Origin of the sequence: Microbacterium elymi (assembly GCF_021582895.2) — a bacterium.
Lineage (GTDB): Bacteria > Actinomycetota > Actinomycetes > Actinomycetales > Microbacteriaceae > Microbacterium > Microbacterium humicola.
Genome location: NZ_CP091139.2, coordinates 2008853 through 2028877, shown reverse-complemented (window position 1 = coordinate 2028877; position 20025 = coordinate 2008853). Strand labels below are relative to the sequence as shown.

At 70.3% G+C, this 20025-nt stretch carries 12 protein-coding genes and 8 pseudogenes; 10 read left to right on the top strand and 10 right to left on the bottom strand.

What is annotated here, in order from left to right; translation table 11 throughout:
- The first annotated feature begins 34 nt into the window (after window positions 1-34).
- A pseudogene (locus L2X98_RS11050) lies at window positions 35-647 on the top strand (zinc-binding alcohol dehydrogenase).
- A 3-nt stretch (window positions 648-650) separates the two neighbouring features.
- Here the strand turns inward: L2X98_RS11050 and L2X98_RS11045 are convergent.
- Both L2X98_RS11045 and L2X98_RS11040 read right to left on the bottom strand, forming a co-directional pair.
- A complete protein-coding gene (locus tag L2X98_RS11045; RefSeq protein WP_259610938.1) occupies window positions 651-1034 on the bottom strand; it encodes a potassium transporter Trk in 384 nt (127 codons plus the stop codon).
- A gap of 217 nt (window positions 1035-1251) precedes the next feature.
- A pseudogene (locus L2X98_RS11040) lies at window positions 1252-1602 on the bottom strand (sterol carrier family protein); the annotation flags it as partial.
- Window positions 1603-1668: 66 nt separating this feature from the next.
- Between L2X98_RS11040 and purD the strand changes: the two are divergent.
- Window positions 1669-2941: pseudogene (gene purD, locus L2X98_RS11035) on the top strand (phosphoribosylamine--glycine ligase).
- Window positions 2942-2951: 10 nt separating this feature from the next.
- Here purD and L2X98_RS11030 read toward each other — a convergent pair.
- The 6 genes from L2X98_RS11030 to L2X98_RS11005 form a co-directional block, all read right to left on the bottom strand.
- Window positions 2952-3329: a type II toxin-antitoxin system VapC family toxin gene (locus L2X98_RS11030; RefSeq protein ID WP_259610937.1), complete on the bottom strand. Its 378-nt coding sequence runs from the start codon at window positions 3327-3329 to the stop codon at window positions 2952-2954.
- Window positions 3326-3580 carry a type II toxin-antitoxin system Phd/YefM family antitoxin gene (locus L2X98_RS11025; protein WP_259613287.1) on the bottom strand — a complete coding sequence of 85 codons (255 nt, stop codon included), beginning with the start codon at window positions 3578-3580 and terminating at the stop codon, window positions 3326-3328. The genes L2X98_RS11030 and L2X98_RS11025 overlap by 4 nt, the downstream gene beginning before the upstream one ends.
- Before the next feature lie 28 nt (window positions 3581-3608).
- Window positions 3609-4982, bottom strand: a complete 1374-nt coding sequence (locus L2X98_RS11020) for a 13E12 repeat family protein (protein ID WP_259610936.1) — start codon at window positions 4980-4982, stop codon at window positions 3609-3611.
- Window positions 4983-5043: 61 nt separating this feature from the next.
- Window positions 5044-5817, bottom strand: a complete 774-nt coding sequence (locus tag L2X98_RS11015; protein ID WP_259610935.1) for a TIGR03560 family F420-dependent LLM class oxidoreductase — start codon at window positions 5815-5817, stop codon at window positions 5044-5046.
- A gap of 251 nt (window positions 5818-6068) precedes the next feature.
- Complete coding sequence (locus L2X98_RS11010; protein ID WP_259610934.1) at window positions 6069-8114, bottom strand: MBG domain-containing protein; 2046 nt, start codon at window positions 8112-8114, stop codon at window positions 6069-6071.
- A 948-nt stretch (window positions 8115-9062) separates the two neighbouring features.
- Window positions 9063-10631: a hypothetical protein gene (locus L2X98_RS11005; RefSeq protein WP_259610933.1), complete on the bottom strand. Its 1569-nt coding sequence runs from the start codon at window positions 10629-10631 to the stop codon at window positions 9063-9065.
- 162 nt (window positions 10632-10793) lie between these two features.
- Between L2X98_RS11005 and L2X98_RS11000 the strand changes: the two genes are divergently transcribed.
- The 5 genes and pseudogenes from L2X98_RS11000 to L2X98_RS10980 all read left to right on the top strand — a co-directional run bounded on the left by L2X98_RS11000 (window position 10794) and on the right by L2X98_RS10980 (window position 14349).
- Window positions 10794-11189, top strand: a complete 396-nt coding sequence (locus L2X98_RS11000; RefSeq protein WP_259610932.1) for a CDP-glycerol glycerophosphotransferase family protein — start codon at window positions 10794-10796, stop codon at window positions 11187-11189.
- Window positions 11108-11809, top strand: a pseudogene (locus tag L2X98_RS10995) (CDP-glycerol glycerophosphotransferase family protein); the annotation flags it as partial. The gene L2X98_RS11000 and the pseudogene L2X98_RS10995, both read left to right, overlap by 82 nt.
- Before the next feature lie 169 nt (window positions 11810-11978).
- Window positions 11979-13316 carry a glycosyltransferase gene (locus L2X98_RS10990; protein ID WP_259610931.1) on the top strand — a complete coding sequence of 446 codons (1338 nt, stop codon included), beginning with the start codon at window positions 11979-11981 and terminating at the stop codon, window positions 13314-13316.
- 173 nt (window positions 13317-13489) lie between these two features.
- Window positions 13490-13861: pseudogene (locus L2X98_RS20980) on the top strand (siderophore-interacting protein); the annotation flags it as partial.
- A 302-nt stretch (window positions 13862-14163) separates the two neighbouring features.
- Entirely contained in the window at window positions 14164-14349 is a 186-nt protein-coding gene (locus L2X98_RS10980) for a siderophore-interacting protein (protein ID WP_259610929.1), read from the top strand.
- 72 nt (window positions 14350-14421) lie between these two features.
- On the opposite strand, the pseudogene L2X98_RS10975 reads toward L2X98_RS10980, so the two are convergent.
- Window positions 14422-15839, bottom strand: a pseudogene (locus L2X98_RS10975) (DHA2 family efflux MFS transporter permease subunit).
- Between the two features lie 138 nt (window positions 15840-15977).
- On the bottom strand, window positions 15978-16568 hold the full coding sequence (locus L2X98_RS10970) for a PadR family transcriptional regulator (protein WP_259610928.1): 591 nt from the start codon (window positions 16566-16568) through the stop codon (window positions 15978-15980).
- Window positions 16569-16692: 124 nt separating this feature from the next.
- Here L2X98_RS10970 and L2X98_RS10965 point away from each other — a divergent pair, with 124 nt between their 5' ends.
- From L2X98_RS10965 to L2X98_RS10955, 3 genes and pseudogenes are all read left to right on the top strand, one after another.
- Entirely contained in the window at window positions 16693-17589 is an 897-nt protein-coding gene (locus tag L2X98_RS10965; protein WP_259610927.1) for a phosphoribosylaminoimidazolesuccinocarboxamide synthase, read from the top strand.
- Window positions 17590-17677: 88 nt separating this feature from the next.
- Window positions 17678-18996: pseudogene (locus tag L2X98_RS10960) on the top strand (uracil-xanthine permease family protein).
- A gap of 142 nt (window positions 18997-19138) precedes the next feature.
- Window positions 19139-20014, top strand: a pseudogene (locus L2X98_RS10955) (VOC family protein); the annotation flags it as partial.
- Window positions 20015-20025 lie beyond the last annotated feature (11 nt).

Below are 20025 nucleotides of genomic sequence, written 5' to 3'. Positions count from 1 at the left end.
TGCCGCGTGACCGGCCCCGCCCTACAATGGCGGCATGCAGAGCGCCGGCGGTCCGGAGTGGGTGATTCGCGAGGACGCGAGTCACCCGGTGCTGCTCGCCCTGTGTCTGCGACAGCTGGTGGGGATCCGCGCACCCGACGAGCTTCCGCACCTTCGCGGCATCCGCCCTCGCGTGAACGACCGCAGCCCCGACGCGCAGGCGATCCTGGAACGGCAGTGGAGCGCGTACTGGGACCTCACGGTCGAGCCGCAGGCCCACCCCTCGGCGGTGCCGCTCGAGCTGGTCGACGGGTTCGAGACGCTGATCGCGCTGCCGGTGGACGGCTTCGACGAGCTGCGGGCGGCGATCACGCCGCACGCCGCCGAGGCGCTCGCGGTGTCGCAGACGATGCACGCCCGGCACACGAAGAACGCCGGGGCGAATCCGGGCACGTCCTATCGCGCGTACGCGAGCGCGATCGCCGAGCACGAGCGCACGGTCGGGCGGCGGGCGCATTCGTTCGAGCTGAACGTGCAGGTGCTGCCGCTGACCCAGCGGGGCGTGTGGTGGATCGGCGCGCTGACCATCGCCGTGACCGACGGGCTTGCGTCAGGATGTGGCGGCGTTCGACGCCGCCATCCATCCGATCATCGCCGAGCTGGCGTGAGCGTCACTCGACGTTGGTGACCGTCTCGCGGTCGACGCGGACCCGGCGCGCACGACGGCCGGCGGTCCAGTCGAAGACCAGCGCGACGATGCCGCCCAGCGCGACTCCGGCCACACCGCAGACCAGCACGAGGAACCCGAACACCTGGCCCTTCGAATAGCTGACGGCGCTCATGCTGCTCGCCTCCATGCCCGACCCGTCGGCGATGCCGAACGCGAAGGTCAGGATGGCGGCGACGATGACGCCGAGCGCTGCTCCCAGGACGAGGAACACCGCGATCTTCGGCGCGCGCCGCAGGGTCGCCTGCTCGAGGCTCTCCTCGATCAGCTCCGCGGATGCCGTCGGTCGGCGCTGCGCGGGCGGGGAAGGACTCACCGGATCGGCCATGTCTCCATTGTCGCACCAGGCGCGAGCACTGTCCCCTGCTCTTCGTGACGGAGCTCTTCGTGACGGAGCTCTTCGTGACGGAGCTCTTCGTGACGGAGCGGGCGTGCAGAACTCCGGAGATTCCCACGCCGACCGCGGTGAGCGACGGCGCGTCGCGGGCGCGGGCGCGATTGTTCCGGAGTTCTGCACACGGCAGAACTCGCGGCAGTGGCCTCAGGGGCGCAAGCGGCAGCAGGTCCGAGATGTCGGCGCGCACCCCGGAGCTGAGGATCCGGCCGTCGCCGGCGGCATCCTGCCACTGCTGATTCCCGAGGGCGAGCGAGATCCACGTCATCGGGTCGGTCTCCACGACGTTCGGCGGGGTGCCGCGGGTGTGGCGGGGGCCCTCGATGATCTGGACCGCGCCGAACGGCGGAACCCGCACCTCGACGGTGTGGCCGGGTGCCTTCTCGGCCAACAGCTCGAGCAGGTAGCGCACGGCCGTCGCCAGATCCGTGCGCCCGGGGTCGCCGCTGTTCACGCCGGCGAGGGCGGCTCTGCCCTCCTCCGTGTCGATCTTGCGAGGCATGCGTTCACGCTACTCCGGATGCCGTCACGACCGGGCGGCGGATCGGCCCCGCCGATAGGCTGAGGGGTGAGAATCCTCGTCCTCGGCTCGGGCGCGCGCGAGCACGCCATCATCCTGGCGCTGCGCGCGGAGGGCACCGCGCACGAGATCTTCGCCGCTCCCGGCAACGCCGGCATCGCGCAGGACGCGGTCGTCGTGGCGCTCGACCCGAACGACCCGGGTGCGGTCACCGGATATGCCAACGACGCACGCATCGACCTGGTCGTGATCGGCCCCGAGGCTCCCCTGGTCGCCGGTGTCGCCGACGCGCTGCGCGAGCGCGGCATCCCGGTCTTCGGGCCGGGCCGGGCCGCCGCGCAGCTGGAGGGCTCGAAGGCCTTCGCCAAGCGGATCATGGATGCCGCCGGCGTGCCGACCGGTCGTGCAGTGCGCGCGCACACGGCCGACGAGATCGGCGTCGCGCTGGACGAGCTGGGTGCCCCCTATGTCGTGAAGGCCGACGGGCTGGCGGCGGGCAAGGGCGTCATCGTGACCTCCGACCGTGACGCGGCGCTCGCGCACGCCGCGCAGTATCTGGGGTCTGCGCCGGTGCTGGTCGAGGAGTTCCTGTCCGGTCCCGAGGTGTCGCTGTTCTTCCTGGCCGACGGCGACCACGTGCTGCCATTGAGCCCCGCCCAGGACTACAAGCGTCTGCGCGACGGCGATGAGGGACCGAACACCGGCGGCATGGGCGCTTACTCGCCGCTGCCGTGGCCGCTCGAACACTTCGGCGGAGAGGACGCGTTCGTCGACCTGGTCACCCGCACGATCGCCGAGCCGGTGATCCGGCAGCTGGATGCCGAGGGCACGCCGTTCATCGGACTCCTCTACGCCGGACTCGTGCTCACCGACGGCGGCGTGAAGGTCATCGAGTTCAACGCCCGCTTCGGCGACCCCGAGACCCAGGTGGTGCTGCCCCGGCTGGTCGACCCCCTCTCGGAAGCCCTGCTGGCTGCGGCATCCGGTCATCTCGAGGACTGCCCGCGACCGGCCTTCGCCGACGCGACCGCGGTCAGCGTCGTGCTGGCCAGCGAGGGCTATCCGGCTGATCCGATCACCGGTCGGGCGCTGCGGGGGCTGGATGCCGCGGCCGCCGTGGACGGCGTGCATCTGGCGCATGCGGCCACCGGGAGGAGCGATGAGGGGATCGTCGCGACCGGCGGACGCGTGCTGAACGTCGTCGCGCTGGGCACGACGTTCGCCGAGTCGACGCAAGCGCGCATACGAGGCGCTGGCGAAGATCGAACTCGCCGGCGGCCAATACCGCACCGACATCGCCGCGCGCGTCGTCGAGGACTGACGCGGCCCCGTCAGGACTCGACGAGTGTCAGGCCGTGAGCCTGCGCGGCGGCGTTGAGCTCGGCGTCGTATGACAGGAATCCGGTGACGATATCGCCCAGCTCCAGCGCGGTGGCCAGGTGCAGCGCGTCGAGCGTGCGCAAGCCCGAACGAAGAATGATCGCTCGATCAGCGACGGCATCATCCAGTGAGGCGAGCGCGATCCTGTCGACCACGCGGGCTGCCGCATCCGCGTCGATACCTCGCCGATCGACGACCGCCTGCAGTTCGACCGCGAACAGCCGCGATGAGATCAACGGCGCATCGCCCGAGAGCAGCGCGCGCATCTGCACGCTGCCGGACTCGTCGACGAGCGCCTTCACAGCGGCCGACGTGTCGAGATAGATCACGAGCGGTCCGCGCGGATGTCGGCGATGATCTCCTCTGTGCTGGCGTCGACTCCGCCACCGACGACGGTCACGCCACCGGGCACACGAGCCGGGATGATCTTGCCCGCCGCCACGAGTTCATCCCAACGCGATCGCAGCGGAGGAGTCAGTTCAGCGATCGGTCGGCCGCGATCGGTGATCGTGATGCGCTCGCCGGCCACGACCCGCGCGAGCACCCGCGCGGTCTGCTGATTCAACTCGGTCCGACTCACCCTGCCCACGCCAATGAGTCTACTACTTCTAGTATTCGGCGGTCAGAATGGTGCGGGGTCGCGGGCGAGGGCGTTCGCAGTGATGGGTTGGAATCTGACGGTGCCGGGTGGTCGGGTGTGGTGGATGCGTCCGGTGGGTGCGGTCCATTCCAGGATCCCGCCGGGCCGCTGGATCACGGTCCAGTCGGTCTCGTGCTTGAGGGTGTGGTGCCGTTTGCACAGGTGTGCCAGATTGCACAGGCACGTCTGCCCGCCCTCGGCGTACGCGAGGGTGTGGTCGATGTCGCATTTGTGGGCGGGGCGGCGGCAGGCCGGGGAACCGGCAGTGCTCATCCCGCACCTGCAACAACAGCCGTTGTCGCTTCGAGGGCCGGTACCGGTCCACACGGGTGGGGACCCCGGTGCACGGGTCGGTGAACACCCGGGTCCACGCCCGCGCCGCCCCGGCCAGGTCCCGGGCGGTGTCATCATCGATCGCCCCGAACCCGACCACGGTCGCCCCGCCGACCGTCTGCCCGGTCAGGGTGCCGGCCGGGATGGTGACCTGCACCGTCCCGGTGATCGCCCCGAGGTTCTCTCTGGCCTGGTCGGTGGCACCGTGCCCGTCGGGGATGTTGGTCAGCAGCAGGTCGCTGAACACGTCCGCCATGATCTGCGACCGCGTCCGCTCATCAACCACCAGGCCGCCCGCATCGACGCCGGCGTCGGCTTGAGCTGCGGCTTGGTCGGTTTGGTTCTGTTCGTACAGGTCGGTGGCCATCTGCTGGACCCGGTTGTATGCGCCCACGGCCTGCACGGTGGGCAGGTCGGCGGTGATCCGGGCAAGCCCCGGTTCCAGCTCCCGCACCGTCACCTTCCGGCGTTTCACGGCGTCCCGGACCCGCTGCTGGGTGCCTTCCGGGTCCAGCCGGGACACCAGCCCGGACAGCGCCGGCCGCAACTGGGCCGGGGTCATCTCCCCCGCCATATCCACCGCGACCGCCTCGTACTGACGGCGCACCTGATCGTCCTCGATCACCGCACCGGTCTCCGCGATCAGGGTCGCATGCTCCAGCCAGATCCGGCCGTCGCTGGCCTCGCACAGCGTCTGGTAGAACCGGTGGGTCAGGCTCCACGCCTGTGACACCTTCCGCGCCACCTGCCACTCACTGAGCCGCAACGCGGCCGCGACCTCGGCATACACCTCCCGCATCCCCAGCTGCGACGAGCAGGTGACCGCCCCGTCCCCGTCCCGTGCGGCGCGTTCCCGTTCCCGCTCCTGGACCACCCCGGCGACCCGTTCGAAGAAGAACATCTCCGCCGCGAACGCCCGCGCCGCCAGGGCCCGCGACCCGGTCAGGTCCTCGACCAGCTGATCCAACTCCGACAGCACCGCAGACCGGCCCGCAGACGATGATGACATCAGCGAAACCTCCGGTCTGCTCCTCGGGTGAACTACCCCCAGTGTATCGAACGCACCTTCGCTATGTCAATGGTCTACCGCTGATTATCCTGCCGAATCCGTCACCCTCGACATCCCCGTCCTTGCCCTGAGATCTGGCCCAGATACGAACACAGCAGCGGCTCACCGAGCCCCATCGCGCCGACGTCAGAGCTCGCGCAAGCCGCGGCAGCACGTCGGCGGCGAGCGTCTCCACCGACGCGAGCTGACGGTCAGGCCGCACGCCGAACACCACCAGGTCGATGCCGAGAGCGGCGAAGCGCTCCATGGTGGGCCAGAACTCCGGGCTCGACGGGTCGAGTCGGCTGCCCATCACCTGCTTCTCGATCGCGTCGTAGTCGGTGCCGACCGCGTCGCAGTGCCGCCGCAGCACGTCCAGCAGGTGCGCGGTCTCATCGGGGTCGCCGGTCATCAGATTGACGATCTGCCCGTACTGGGCGGCGATGCGCAGGGTCTTGCGCTCGCCCTTGCCGCCGATCATCAGGGGCGGATGCGGCCGCTGCACCGGCGCCGGACTGTTGAGCGTCTCAGCCAGCGCGTAGTGCTTCCCCTCGAACGGACCGGTCTGATCGCTCCACATCTGCAGCGCGATCCGGATCGCCTCCTCCAGGCGTTCGAAACGCTCGGCGATCGCCGGATACGGCACGCCCAGCGCATGGTGCTCGCGCTCGTACCAGGCCGCGCCGATGCCGAGCGCCGCCCGGCCGCCGCTGAGCACATCGAGCGTGGTGACCGTCTTGGCCAGCAAGCCCGGGTGCCGATACGTCACGCCGACGACGAGCGGGGCCAGCCGCATCCGCTTGCGTCTGCCCGGCGACGAACGCCAGCGCCGAGAACGCCTCGAGCATCGGCTCGGCGGGGTCGCCGGCAGCCTCCATCTGGAACCAGTGGTCCATGACGGTGAACTGTTCGAAGCCACCGAATTCGGCGGCGCGGGCGGTGTCGGCGAGCACCGTGGGGATGGATGCCGACGCCTGCGGCATCGTGTAGTTCCAGAAGTGGATTCCTGCATGCATGTCGTCAGGCTATGCCCGGGTACGACCGGTGTCACTGACAGTCCGCCGCGCGCTCCACGCATCCGCGCATCCGGGTGCGGACCTCCCCCGGCTCCGTCGCTGTCTCATTCAGTGCGGCGCCGGCGCACGGCGACCAGCAGGACGAGGCCGGCGCCGAGTGCCACCGCCAGCGCACCCAGCGTGGCAGCCCCACCGCGTTCAGAGCCGAGCCGGTGATGGCCAGGATGCCCGGCGTGGCGGGGTCTGCACCGGCCGAGCTCCCGGCACCGGCACCGGCCGAGCTCCCGGACGACCCGGCCGGCGCGGCCACGACGGTCAGCGGCGCGGTCTGCTCGAGCTGCGTGCCGTCGGGCAGGGTGGCCACGGCCTGCATCTCGTGTGCCCCGGCGACCGTCCCCGCCGGCACCGTGAACGGGCGCGCGAACGTGCCGTCCGAACCCGTCCTCGCGACCCCCGCGGCGACCGGGTCGGAGTGGAACGTGAACGCCACCGTCGTGCCCGGAGGCAGCACGCCGCCGCTCATGTCCACACCATCCCCGTCGAAGACCGTGGACGGGGCGACGAACAGGCGGAACGAGGTCGGGTCCAGGATCGTGAGCGTCGCGGGGTCGGCGAGCCCCACGAACACGTAGTTCGCGGCATCCCCGCCGTTGCAGGTGATCGGGTAGACGCCCGGCCGTGACAGCGGTGTGATCGGGGTGAGTGCGGCATCGAACACGGCGCACGTCGATGCTGTCGTGACGACCGTGGCGTCGTCGCCGGCGACGAAGCCGTCGTAGCCGATCGTCAGCGGCGGCACGGGAGAGTTGAACGCCATCGTCACGTCCGCCGGATGCACGGTCAGCGGCGCGGGCACCACCGTGAGGTGCCCGACCGCGTAGGTGATCGTGTAGTTGTCGGATGTCGCGCCGCTGCACGTGCTCTCGTAGTCGCCGATCGCATCGCCGGCCGCATACGCCGTCGTCTCGCAGGTCGGCGATGTCGACAGGTCGGCGGCGTCGTCCGAGTTGACGAACCCGCTGTAGACGGGGTCGACCGGCGGGGCGGCGTCACCATAGGTGGCCTGCGTGCCCGACGCCGTCACCGTCAGGGGTGCGCGCGTCACCTGCAGAAGTCCGCCCACGTAGGTGTAGGCGTAGTTCCCGTCGGCATCCGTCGCGGGGCCCGTGCATGAATCGGTGTCCATGCGGTAGAACGCCACGCCCAGACCAGTCATCGACTGGCCGTCGACCGTCGTGCACGACACGGCGGCGTCACTCGGAAGGGCGGCGCGGTCAGACGGGTCGCTCGACGACACCTTGGCGGAGAAGACCGGCGTGCCTCCATATGTCTGGGTCGCACTGATCGTCACCGACAGCGACTTCGCTGCCACGGTGAAGTTCGCCGAGTTGTAGTGGAGCGTGTAGTCGTTCGCGGAGCCGCCTGTGCAGTTCGCCGTGTAGGAGCCGATCGGCATTCCCGCCGCGTAGTCGGACGAGCAGGTGGGGGCCGGGTCCAGCACCGAGGCATCCTCGCCGTTCACGAACCCGCTGTAGCTGGGGGTGACGTTCGCGTCCGAGCCGTACACCGCATCTGTGATGCTCGGGGTGACGGACAGGGGTGCGGTCGTGACGGTGAAGGTGCCGCTCGTGTAATTGGGGCTGTAGTTGCCGGTCGTGTCACTGGCAGGTCCGTTGCAGGAGTTCGGATCGATGCGATAGCCGCCGAGCAGGTAGTGCAGGCCGGTCAGCGTGTCGCCGTCGGTGTCCTTCGTGCAGGTGAGACCGTCAGAGAGGTCGAAGGAGAGCCCCGTATACGCGGGGTACAGATGGAACTCCGGAGCCTCGCCGTAGCGCATGGTGCCGCCGATGCCGACATCGACCGACTGCGGATCGACGGTGACGTGGCCGGTGCCGCTGACGATGACATAGTTGCGCGCTGCCGCGCCCGTGCATGAGGTCGCATAGGTCCCGACATCCGATGCCCTGGTGTAGTCGGTGCTGCACGAGGTCGGCGCGGTCAGATCGCCGGCATCGATCAGGTCGGCGGCCGTCTCGTCGTTGACGAAGCCGCTGTAGACCGGGGTGATCGTCGGCACGGCGTCCTGGTAGGTGACCGTCGCGTCCGAGCCCGAGACCGTCAGGGATGCCTTGCCCTGAGTGAAGCCGCCGTCGGTGAACGTGAGCTGGTAGTGGGTCGCTCCCGTGCCGTCCAACGACCCGCTGCAGGTCGACGGATCGATCGCGTAGTCGTCGGCATCCAGCGAGCTTGCTCCACGTGACGCCGTCCAGATCGCACGATACAGTGCCCTGGCTCAGGCCGTCGGGGATGTCGCTGGACCGGATGCGGAAGACCGGGGCCTGATCGCCATACGTCGCAGAACCCGACACCTGCACGTCCAGGTCCACGGACTGGGTGGATGCCTGCACCGCGCCGATGTCACAGCCCGAGGTGGGCTTTTCCTGCCCGGCCTGATCGAGACCGGCGTCGCCGTCGGCAGCGCCGTCGGTGCATTCGCTGCCGTTGCCGAGGGCGGCCGCATGCGGCGTGTAGCCATAGGCCTCCCACCCTCCCGGCAGGGCGTACGTGGTCAGCAGGGTGTCGTACTCGGCCGGCACGACGGCCGGGTCAGCGGCATCCGCCGTCAGGTGCGTGTCGCCGCTGCCACCGGTCATACACGCTGCGGAAGCGTTCGCAGATGCGGCGTAGATGACGTTGTGCCCGCCGGAGGACACCGTCATCGACCGAACGCCGTAGCCCGGATCGGCGTTTTCGGTGCCCGGGTCGCCGCCGGTCTGATCCACGACCGTGCGGCAGTCGGCCGGCAGGTGCCGCGCCCCGTCCGTGGTCTTGAGGTAGTTCGGACCGACGATGCTGCTGCTCACCGACACCGACCGGGTCGGCACCCAGCCCAGCGGCGTCCAGGGCTTGCTGTGCCAGTTCGGGCTGTCCGGACCCCGAGCCAGGATGAAGGTGTCGGAATCCCACGCCTGCATGATGCCGGCGTTCAGCTGCCAGGCATCGTCGAACTCGTCGGCGTCCAGCTTCAGAGTCGTGGTGTTGTCGGTGATGGTGGATGCCACGACCGACATCGCGCCGTCACCGGCGACCGCCGAGCCGACGCCGTGGTCACGCCACATCGCATCGCAGACCTGCATGTTGTGCGTGGTGGACTGTCCGGATTCCTTGTACTTCTCGCAATCGGTGTACCGGTTCGGGTTGCTGGCACCCCCACCCGGCTCGGCGGCCGTCTTGGCGACGGTCGACTCGGCGAGCGTGAAGCTCCCAGGGCATTGCCCGTGGTCGCATCGTCGGAGTATCCGTCGAAGAACACCGCCGCGCCCAATGCGTCGCCCGCGATGCCAGGTGCCCCCGTGTGCCCATCGTCGCCCGCCGTCCCGGCGGCACCGCCTGCGGCGCTCGTGCCGCCGGCGCCGACCCCGGCACAGGCGATGTCCTCGCCGCCACTCACGTCGCCGGCGGCGCCCGCCGCGCCACGGGATCCGGCGTCGCCTGCGTGCGCCGTGTTCTGGACGATCGAGGTGCGCTCGATGCGCACGTCGCCGAACCGCGCATAGACGGCCGCCCCGAACGCGCGGCCACCGAGGCTGCCGGCGCCGCCGTCGCCGCCCCAGCCGGAATCGCCGCCGTCGGTGCCGGAGTGGGCGCCCCCGAGGGAGGTGCAGTACGCATCGGTCCCCGGGGCACCGTCGCCGCCATCGCCGGCGTCACCACCGGCACCGCCGTCACCGCCGGTCACCGTGTTGTCGGAGAACACCGAGTCGGAGATCGTGACGGTCGACCGAATCGCGTACAACCCGGCGCCGAAGGCCGACCCACCGCCGGCGCCCTCTCCGCCCCAACCGCCCCAGCGGCCGGAGTCGGTGACGGTCCCGGCCGTCCCATCGCGCCCGATGCCGCCATCACCACCCGCGCCGCCGACGGCAGTGCTGCCGGTGACGACGACGCGGGTCAGCGTCAGGGTTGAACCGTCGACCGAGATGGCCCCGCCGTACACCGAGGCGCCGTCCGCCCCGTTCTTCCCCGAGCATCCCGAGGGGTGACCGCCGTCGACGGAGCAGAGCAGATCCGGGTCGCCGTCCGCCCCGTCCGTGCCGGACGCGCCGGTCACCTTGCCACCCTTCAGCACCGCATCGGTGATCGTGAGGTCGCCGGGGTTGTTCACCGCACCACCATCAGTGACCGTGAACAGACGGAAGGGACCCGCACTCTGGGCACGCGCGATCGTGTGACCGTGGCCCTGGATCACGACGGGAGCGCCGAAGAGTTCAGGGAGCGGGCTCGTCAGGGTGACATCGTCGGTGAGACTCATGATCACCGGCGTGGCCTGGTTTCCCGCGCCGTGTTGGGCGCCGCACGAGACCGCCTGAGAACCGCCGTAGTAGCGGCTCAGAGCGACCGCGACCGCCATTCCCCGCGACAGCGTGCAGTCGCCGTCGATCGTGAAGTGGATCTCGTCCGCCGCCCGCGCCGGCGCGGCGGGGGCCACCAATGCGAGGCCGGCAGCGGCCGTGAGCGCGGCCGTGCCGACGATCAATGCGCGGTGCAGCATCCGACGGATGCCGCGGACAGACGATCTCGGACGCGTGCGCACGTATGCTCCCCAGCTCGGTGACAGACGGCTCACACGGTACGCACCGCCGGCCTTCGGCACCTCAGTAGTCCGGTACTGGTTTCCTCCGACCCGATAACAGCCCCGTAACGGCCCGGTGCACCCGAAGGCGGCTCACAGCGCATCGTCCTACGCTCGGTTGTCGTGAGACTTCCCCTGCCCGGTCGCCTGAACCGCTACGTCGCGCGCGCCGGCCGGGCGGTGCAGTCCGAGCGGATCGCGTACAGCCGATCCAAGCCGATCCAGCACGACGTCGTCCTGTACGAGTCGTTCGCCGGCAACGGAGTGCTCTGCAACCCCGAGGCGATCTTCCGCTACCTGCTGAACCGACCCGAGTTCGACCATCTGTGGCACGTCTGGTCGATCGCCGACGAGGCCGCGATCGCCCGGTTCGAAGCGGAGTTCGGTGCGCATCCCCGTGTCTCGTTCGTCCACCGGGCAGCTTCGAGTACTGGCGGGTGCTGTCCACGGCCGGCTACCTGGTCAACAACGCGACCTTCCCGCCGGCGTTCGGCAAGCGCCCCGGCCAGGTGTATCTGAACACCTGGCACGGCACCCCGCTGAAGCTCATGGGCTTCGATATGCCGGACGGCGCCATCGAATCGGCGAACACGCTGCGCAACCTGCTCGCCGCCGACTATCTGCTCGCGGCGAATGCGTTCATGGCCGAGACCATGTACGAGGACGCGTACCGGCTGCGCAACGTCTACCAGGGTCGCATCATCGAAGAGGGCTACCCGCGCATCGACCGGCAGCGCCTCACCGACGCGCAGACCGCCGATGTCCGGCTCGAGCTCGAGCGGGCCGGAGTCGAGCTCGGCGAGCGCCGCATCGTGCTGTTCGCTCCGACCTGGCGCGGCGCCTCCTTCAGCGACCCCGACGCCGACCTCGACGAGCTGGCCGCGCAGGTCGCCGCCATCCAGGCCCGTCTGGACGACGACACGGTGGTGCTGCTGAAGACGCATCAGATCGTGCACGCGCTGGCCGCCGCCCGGCCCCGGATGCGCGAGATCCTGGTGCCGAACACGATTCCCACCAACGTGCTGCTGGGTGCGGCATCCGCCCTCATCACCGACTACTCGTCGATCTTCTTCGACTACCTGGCCACCGGGCGCCCGATCGTGTTCTTCACACCGGATGCCGATGCCTACGCCACCGGTCGCGGCACGTATCTGCCGTTGGACGAGCTGCCGGGCCCGGTCACCGCCGATCCGGTCGAGGCCGGCCGGCTGACCGCCACCCTGCTGGCCGGCGCCCGGGCGCACCCGCGGTATGACGAGTGGGCGCAAGCGGTTCGCCCCGTACGAGGACGGAGAGGTCACCCGACGCGTGACCGACATCGTCTTCCGCGGCCGCATGGTCGGCCGCCGCGTGCGCACCGCGCGCAACGACGGCCGCACGCGCCTGCTGTTCTTCCTGGGCGGGATGCGCTCCAACGGCATCACCACGTCGGTGCTGAACCTGCTGAACGCGATCGACCACTCGCGGTACGACGTGACCGCGCTGATGCCGCGCTTCCGCGCGGAGGACCCGCTGGCCAACCGGGCGCTGATCCACCCCGCCGTGCGGCAGGTGTTCCGCATCGGCGGGATGAACGGGTCGAAGGCGCTGCAGCTGCGCCGGCACGCCCGCGACCGCCGAGGCCTGCCGCCCGCGCCCCGCGACGAGCGGTGGCACGCCCAGCTGTGGGACAGCGAATGGGCGCGCGTCTTCGGCTCGGCCACGTTCGACTGGCTCGCCGACTTCAGCGGCTACAGCCCGATCTGGACCAACCTGCTGCTGCACTCGCCGTACGCCGCCCGCGCGATCTGGCTGCACAACGAGATGGCCGCCGATCAGCAGCGGACGGTGGCCGGCAAACAGCCGCACCGCCGCTCGCTGGGACTCGTGTTCGCGCAGTACGCCGCGTTCGACCACCTGGTGTCGGTGTCGCCGAGCCTGACCGAGCTGAACCGCGCCGAGCTTGCCGACTACGCCGCGCCGGAGAAGTTCGTGACGGTGCGCAACCTGCCCAACGTGGCGCGGGTCTCGGAAGGCATGCGGGCGCCGCTCGCGAGCGTGCTGGACCCGGACGAAGTCGCCCCGGAGTGGCTGACACAGCTGGAGCAGCCCGGACACGACACCGTCTGGTTCGTGACGGTGGGGCGACTGTCCACCGAGAAGGACCATGCGCGGCTGATCCGCGCGTTCGCCCAGGTGCACGCGCAGGACGCGCGGGCCCGGCTCCTGATCGTCGGCACCGGGCCGCTCCAGGACGAGCTCGAGCGGCTGATCCACCACCTCGGCCTGGGCGGTGCGGCGTTCCTGGCCGGCCTGCGGCGCAATCCGTTCGCGATCCTGGCGGCGGCCGACTGCTTCGTGCTCTCCAGCACCTACGAGGGCCAGCCCATGGTGCTGCTGGAGGCGGCCCTGTGCGAGCTGCCGATCGTCTCGACCGCCTTCAGCTCGGTGCGCGATGCGCTGCCCGGAGACACCATCCGCATCGTCGCGCAGGACGACGACGCGCTGCGCGACGGGATGCTCGCCCACCTGGCCGGCGAGGTCCCGGTGACCCGATTGGATGCCGCGGCCTACGCCGCCGAGGTCGCCACCGAGCTGGCGGCCGTGATCGACGCCGGCCGCGCGGCGGCCGCGACCGGGTCGATCCGCACGATCCGGCACAGCTGAGGCATCCGCCCGCCCCGGCACCGCGATTCGCCGAAACCGGGTGATCCCCGCGAAACCGGGGACACCACCCTCGGCCTCGCGAAGAATCCCCGGTCTCGACGCCGGCGCCCGCCCCGTCGGGTCTCATGATTGGCTAGGGATGTCGCGATCTGCGCGGCACGAGGAGGGATGTCATGACGGATGTCGTTGCCGACGAGTCGGCGCTGTTCCACCGTGAGGGCGGCCGCAACCGCTTCACCGCACGCGAGGCGACGGTCGTGGCGGTCAGCACCCCGGCGCCGGAGTACATCCGGGTCACCCTGACCGGCCCCGACTTCGGCGACTTCGTCAGCGCCGGCCCGAGCGACCACACCCGCACGTTCTTCCCCGACCCGTCCACCGGCGAGCTCGTCGCCCCGCACGCCGCACCCGACGGGGACGGCATCGTCCGCCCCGCCGAGGCGACGTTCGGGCGCGATTTCACCCCGCTGAACGTCCGCGACGAAGACGGGTCGCGCCTGGTCGACCTCGACATCCTGCGCCACGCCGATGCCGGCCCGGCCGCGCAGTGGGGAGCGAAGGCGGCCGTCGGCGACCGCCTCGTGCTCGTCGGCCCGCGCGGTTCCAAGCGCGCCACCCAGAACGCCCCGCGCATCGTGCTCGTCGTGGACGGCACGTCGCTGCCTTCGGCGGGACGCTGGCTGGCCGAAGTGCCGACCTCGACCGCCGTGGAGATCATCGCGCAGGTCGACGACCTCTCCGCGGCGCGCGGCTACCTCGCCGGATTCCTCTCCCGACAGGGCTCCGACCGCACGTTCGGCCTGCACTCCCCGAGCCCGGCGCCGACCTCGTCGGCACCCTCACCGCGGTGGGGGTGGATGCCTCGACCTACGTGTTCGCGGCGGGCGAGGCATCCGCTCTCGTGCCCGTGCGCCGCCACCTGCGGCACACTCTGCATCTGCCGCGGGAGCAGTACAGCGTGTCCGGCTACTGGCGGGTCGGCGTGCAGGCGTGGGATCACCACGCCCCGATCGACCCCGTCGACCCGGACTGAGACCGAGCGAAGCGGCCCCGCTTTGAAGGGCCGGCACCCCGCACAGCGGGGGCCGGCCCTTCGCGTCGTGCGCTACTGGTGCGCGTCGTGCCAGGCGGCCGAGTCGGTCGGCTTCATGAACAGCACGACGATGACGCCCACGGCCATCACGATCGCCGGCAGCAGCATCGCCTGCGCCATCGCGTCCGAGAATCCGCCGGCGATGACCGCCGGCAGCTGGCCGCCCGTCCCCATCGCGCCCGCGTGCTCGCTCGCGCCCGGCAGGTTGGACTCGAGCCGCGCCTGCATGAACGAGGCGATGGCCGCCGACCCGAGCACCGAGCCCATGGTGCGGGTGGTGTTGTAGATGCCGGCACCGGCCCCCGCCTGCCGCGGCTGGAGGCTGCGCGTGGCGGTGGTGGCCAGGGGTCCCCAGACCCCCGCGCTGCCCAGGCCCATCAGGGCGGAGGGGAGCAGGAACATCCAGATCGGCGAGTCCATGTTCATCAGCGCGGCGTACCAGAACAGCGCGGCCGCGAACAGGCCGACGCCCGGAACGAGCAGGAATCGTGCGTCGATGCGGTCCAGCAGCCGCCCGGCGAACGGGGCGAGCACGCCCGCGAGCACGGCCATCGGGATCATCAGCAGCGCCGACTGGGTCGGCGTGAGCCCGCGTGCGAGCTGGATGAAGAACATCATCGGCAGGGTCATCGACGTCACGGTGAACCCGACGATCGCGATCCCGAGGTTCGACACCGAGAAATTGCGGTCGGCGAACAGCACCATCGGCACGAGCGCTTCGCTCTTGGTCTTGGCCTGCTGCCAGATGAACACCCCAGCAGCACGGCGCCGAACAGGATCAGCTCCCAGACCGTGATCGGTCCCCAGATGGCGCCCCAGTCGTACTTCTCGCCCTCCTGCAGGCCGAACACGATGAAGAACAGCGCGGCCGCCGACAGGAACACCCCGACCATGTCGAACCGGTGCGGATGCGTGGGCAGCTTGGGCACGAGGATCCAGGCCAACACGAATCCGATCACGCCGACCGGAAGGTTGATGAAGAAGATCCACTCCCACCCGAAGCCGTCCACGAGCAGGCCGCCGGCCAGCGGCCCCACGAGCATCGCAACGCCGGAGGTGGCGCCCCACAGCCCCATGGCGGCACCGCGCTGGTTCGGCGGGAAGGTGCGGGTGATCACGGCCATCGTCTGCGGGGTCATCAGCGCAGCGCCCAGGCCCTGCACCGCGCGGAACGCGATCAGCATCGGCAGCGTGGCCGACATCCCCGCGCCGAACGAGGCGAGGGTGAACACGGCCAGACCGATGAGGTAGATGTTCTTCGGGCCGAACCGGTCGCCCAGGCGCCCGGTGATCAGCAGCGGGACGGCGTAGGCGAGCAGGTAGGCGCTCGTGACCCAGACCACGTTGTCGAGGTTGTTGGTGTCCGGATCCAGCGCAGCCTTGATCGCGGGGTTGGCCACCGAGACGATCGTGGTGTCGACGAGGATCATGAAGAACCCGATGACCAGGGCCCACAGGGCCGGCCACGGGCTTGCGCGGAGTGGCGCCGCGGCGGACGGATGTCGTCGGGGCGGTGCCGTTCGCGGCGGTGCCGTCGGGGACGGATGCCGTCGGCGGGGGCGTCTGTGTCATTTCTGGGCTGCCTTTCGCAGTTCCTGATGGTGCGCGATCTGAGCGGGGCTGAGATCGGCGACGCCCCAGAGGTAGTCTTCGTCGGCGAGCCGCGCGAGGAAGGAATCGGTCCACTCGAGTTCGGCCCCGAGCAGATGCAGATGGCGTTCGACCTCGACCATGAACTGGCCGGCCGTCCCGCGCGCACGTGCAGACTGCAACCCGATGCGCAGCGCCTCGTATTCCTCGGCGAGTCCGGCGCGTCGCGTCGCGAGCTGGGCGGCGACCTCCGTCCGGCTGAGGTTGTGCGCCTCGGCGAGCGCGACGCGGAAACTGGCGGCGCCGTCCGTGCGCGAGAGGTGGGCGCTCACCCACTCGGCCAGCGCCGGCGGGCCCGCCGGCGTCAGCGCGTACGTCGTCCGCTCGGGGCGGTTGCCCTCGCGGTCGGTGCCGGCCTCGGCGATCAGCCCGTCCCGCTCGAGGCGGGCGACCGTGTGGTAGAACGTGCCGTTGGTGAGCTTGACCATCCGGTCGTCGCGGCGGTGCCGCAGCATCCGGATCATCTCGTACGGGTGCATGTCGCCCTCGTGCAGCAGCGCGAGCACCATCGCCCCGAGGGGCGTGAGCGCGGCATCCGTCACCATATGCTCCTTATCGACTAGTCCAGATGGACTATACACGTTCCGACCCCTCGCTGAAAGTGCGGTCCGACGGAAGTGGGAGGATGGGCGGGTGACCGCCCCTCTCGAACTTCCCGGCTGGACGCACACTTACTCCGGCAAGGTGCGCGACCTCTACGTCCCCGCCGATCTGCCGGCCGGCGGCGAGCCGGACCGGATGCTGGTGGTCGCCAGCGACCGGGTGAGCTCGTTCGACGTGCTGCTCGAGCCGCCGATCCCCGGCAAGGGCGAACTGCTCACGACGCTGACACTGTGGTGGTTCGATCGACTTGCCGGAGGCGACGGCGGACCCGGCATCCCCAATCATCTGATCCCGGATGCCGAGATCCCGGCCGCCGTCCGGGGACGCGCGATGGTGGTGCGAGCGCTGCGGATGCTCCCGATCGAATGCGTGGTGCGCGGCTACCTCACCGGATCGGGATGGGGCGAGTACCAGGCGAGCCAGACTGTGTGCGGCATCCATCTGCCGGACGGTCTGCGCAACGGCGACCGGCTGCCGGCGCCGATCTTCACCCCCGCCTACAAGGCCCCGCAGGGCGCCCATGACGAGAACATCTCGTTCGAGCGGACCGTCGAGCTCGTCGGCGTCGAGCACGCCGAGCGGATCCGGACGCTGTCGCTGCAGATCTACGAGCGGGGGGCCGCCACCGCCGATGCGCGCGGCCTGATCCTGGCCGACACGAAGTTCGAGTTCGGCGTCGACGCCGACGGCGTGGTCACGCTGGCCGACGAGGTGCTCACCGCGGACTCGTCGCGGTATTGGGATGCCGCGGCCTGGGCGGCCGGCCAGACACCGGCCGAGCGGATGGCGAGCTTCGACAAGCAGATCGTGCGCGACTGGCTCGCCGCACACTGGTCCCGGGAAGGCGAGCCGCCGACGCTGCCCGCCGACGTGGTCGAGCGGACCGCCGCCCGCTACCGCGAGCTGATCGAGCGCCTCGCCGGATAGTCGGGCTCAGGAGGTGCGGCTCACAGCATCCTCCCAGTAAAGTCGTCTGGGCGGCATCTGCGTCGTCCCCCGACCCCCTGGAGCCCGCATGCCCCTCTGGACCCTGCACGGAAACGGCCGCACCGTCGCCCCCGGCGAGGTGGTGCACCCCGGTGAGCGGCTGAACTGGCCCGCGACCATCGCGATCGGGGCGCAGCACGTCGTCGCGATGTTCGGCGCGACGTTCCTGGTCCCGATCCTGACCGGCTTCCCCGTCTCGACCACGCTGCTGTTCTCCGGCATCGGCACGATCCTGTTCCTGCTGGTCACCCGCAACAGCTGCCCAGCTACCTGGGATCGTCGTTCGCGTTCATCGCGCCGGTGACAGCGGCCACGGCATCCGCCGGCATGGGCACGGCGCTGGCCGGCATCGTGGCCGTCGGCATCCTGCTGGCCGTCATCGGTCTCGTGGTGCAGTTCGCGGGGATCTCGTGGGTCGACCGGTTCATGCCGCCGGTGGTCGCTGGTGCCATCGTCGCCCTCATCGGCTTCAACCTCGCGCCGGCGGCGTGGGGCAACGTCGAGAAGCAGCCGCTGACCGCCGGGATCACGCTGGCCGCCGTCATCCTGTTCAGCGTGCTGTTCCGGGGATTCCTCGGACGCATCTCGATCTTCCTCGGCGTGCTGGTCGGATACGTGGCCGCCGGGATCCAGGGGCAGATCGACTGGAAGGCGGTGTCGGATGCCGCGTGGGTCGGGCTGCCCGAGTTCCACTTCGCGAACTTCGCCGCGCCCGGCACCTGGGCTGCGATCGCGATGTTCCTGCCGGTCGTGCTCGTCCTGATCGCCGAGAACGTCGGGCACGTGCGCGCGGTGGCGACCATGACCGACAACTCGGTGAACAGGCAGACCGGACGGGCCCTGATCGCCGACGGCGTCTCGACCGCGATCGCGGGCACGTTCGGCGGCTCGGGCACGACGACCTACGGCGAGAACATCGGGGTGATGGCCGCGACCCGCGTCTATTCGACCGCGGCGTACTGGGTGGCCGGCATCGTGGCGATCCTGCTGGCGCTGTCGCCGAAGATCGGCGCGCTGTTCAACACCATCCCGGCCGGCGTGCTGGGCGGGGCGACCACGGCGCTGTACGGCCTGATCGGGATCATCGGGATCAAGATCTGGGTCGACAACCGCGTGGATTTCTCGCGCCCGGTCAACCAGTACACCGGGGCGGTGGCCCTGGTGATCGCGATCGCGAACTTCACGATGGGCTGGGGCGACTTCCAGCTCACCGGGATCGTGCTCGGCGCAGCCGCGGCGCTGGTCATCTACCACGGGGGCAACGCGATCGCGCGGGCTCGGAAGACCGGCGCCGACGATGGCGGACCGATCCCGGCCGTCGGCCCGCTCGGCGGCGACCCCGAGTAGCCTCCCGCCTCGTCGAAATCGTACGATCCGGCCGAGTGAACATCATTCTGGGCCGAGTTTCATGTGCAGTCGGCCAGATCGTACGATTTCGCGGACAGGAGGGCGGGGAATGCGGGGGGCGGGCCACCGGTTGTCTATTCATATGAATACGCAGCTCGCCGCGGCCGACCGCATCGCCGCCGCCACGGCCATGGGGGCGGTCACCCTGCTGGTGGCCGACCTCGACGCACAGACCCGCTTCTACCGCGATGCGGTGACGCTGCAGGTGCTGGACGCCTCCGGCGACACCGTCACGCTCGGACGCGCCGGCCGCCCGATCGTCATCCTGCGGCACGAGCCGAGCCTGCGCCACGCGGCCGCCGGGTCGGCCGGGCTGTACCACACCGCCATCCTGTTCGAGTCGCAGCCGGCGCTGGCCGCCGCGCTGTACTCGGTCGCCCAGCATGCCCCGGGCACGTTCACCGGCAGCGCGGATCACCTGGTCAGCCAGGCCTTCTACTTCACCGACCCGGAGGGCAACGGCGTCGAGCTGTACTGGGACCGCGCCCGCACCGAGTGGTCGTGGACGCACGGGCAGGTCGAGATGTCCACGCTCTTCCTCGACCCGAACGGCTATCTGCGCGAGCATCTGACCGAAGAGGTGCTGGCCGGATCCACCGCGCAGGACGCGGCATCCGTCGGCCACGTCCACCTCTCGGTGGGGGATGTCGCGACCGCCCGCGCCTTCTACGTCGACGCGCTGGGGTTCGACACGACCGCCACGCTCGGCAACACCGCCCTGTTCGTCAGCGCCGGCGGGTACCACCATCACATGGCGATGAACGTCTGGGATTCGCGCGGCGCCGGCCCGCGGATGCCGGCGCTCGGCCTGGGCCGGATCGACCTGACCCTGCCGGACGCCGACGCGCTCGGCGCGCTGCACGAGCGGCTGCGCCACTACGGCTTCGCGGTGCGCGACGACGGCCGCACGCTCGGCTTCGACGATCCGTGGAACAACGCCCTGCACGCAACGGTGCAGGCAGACTTTGC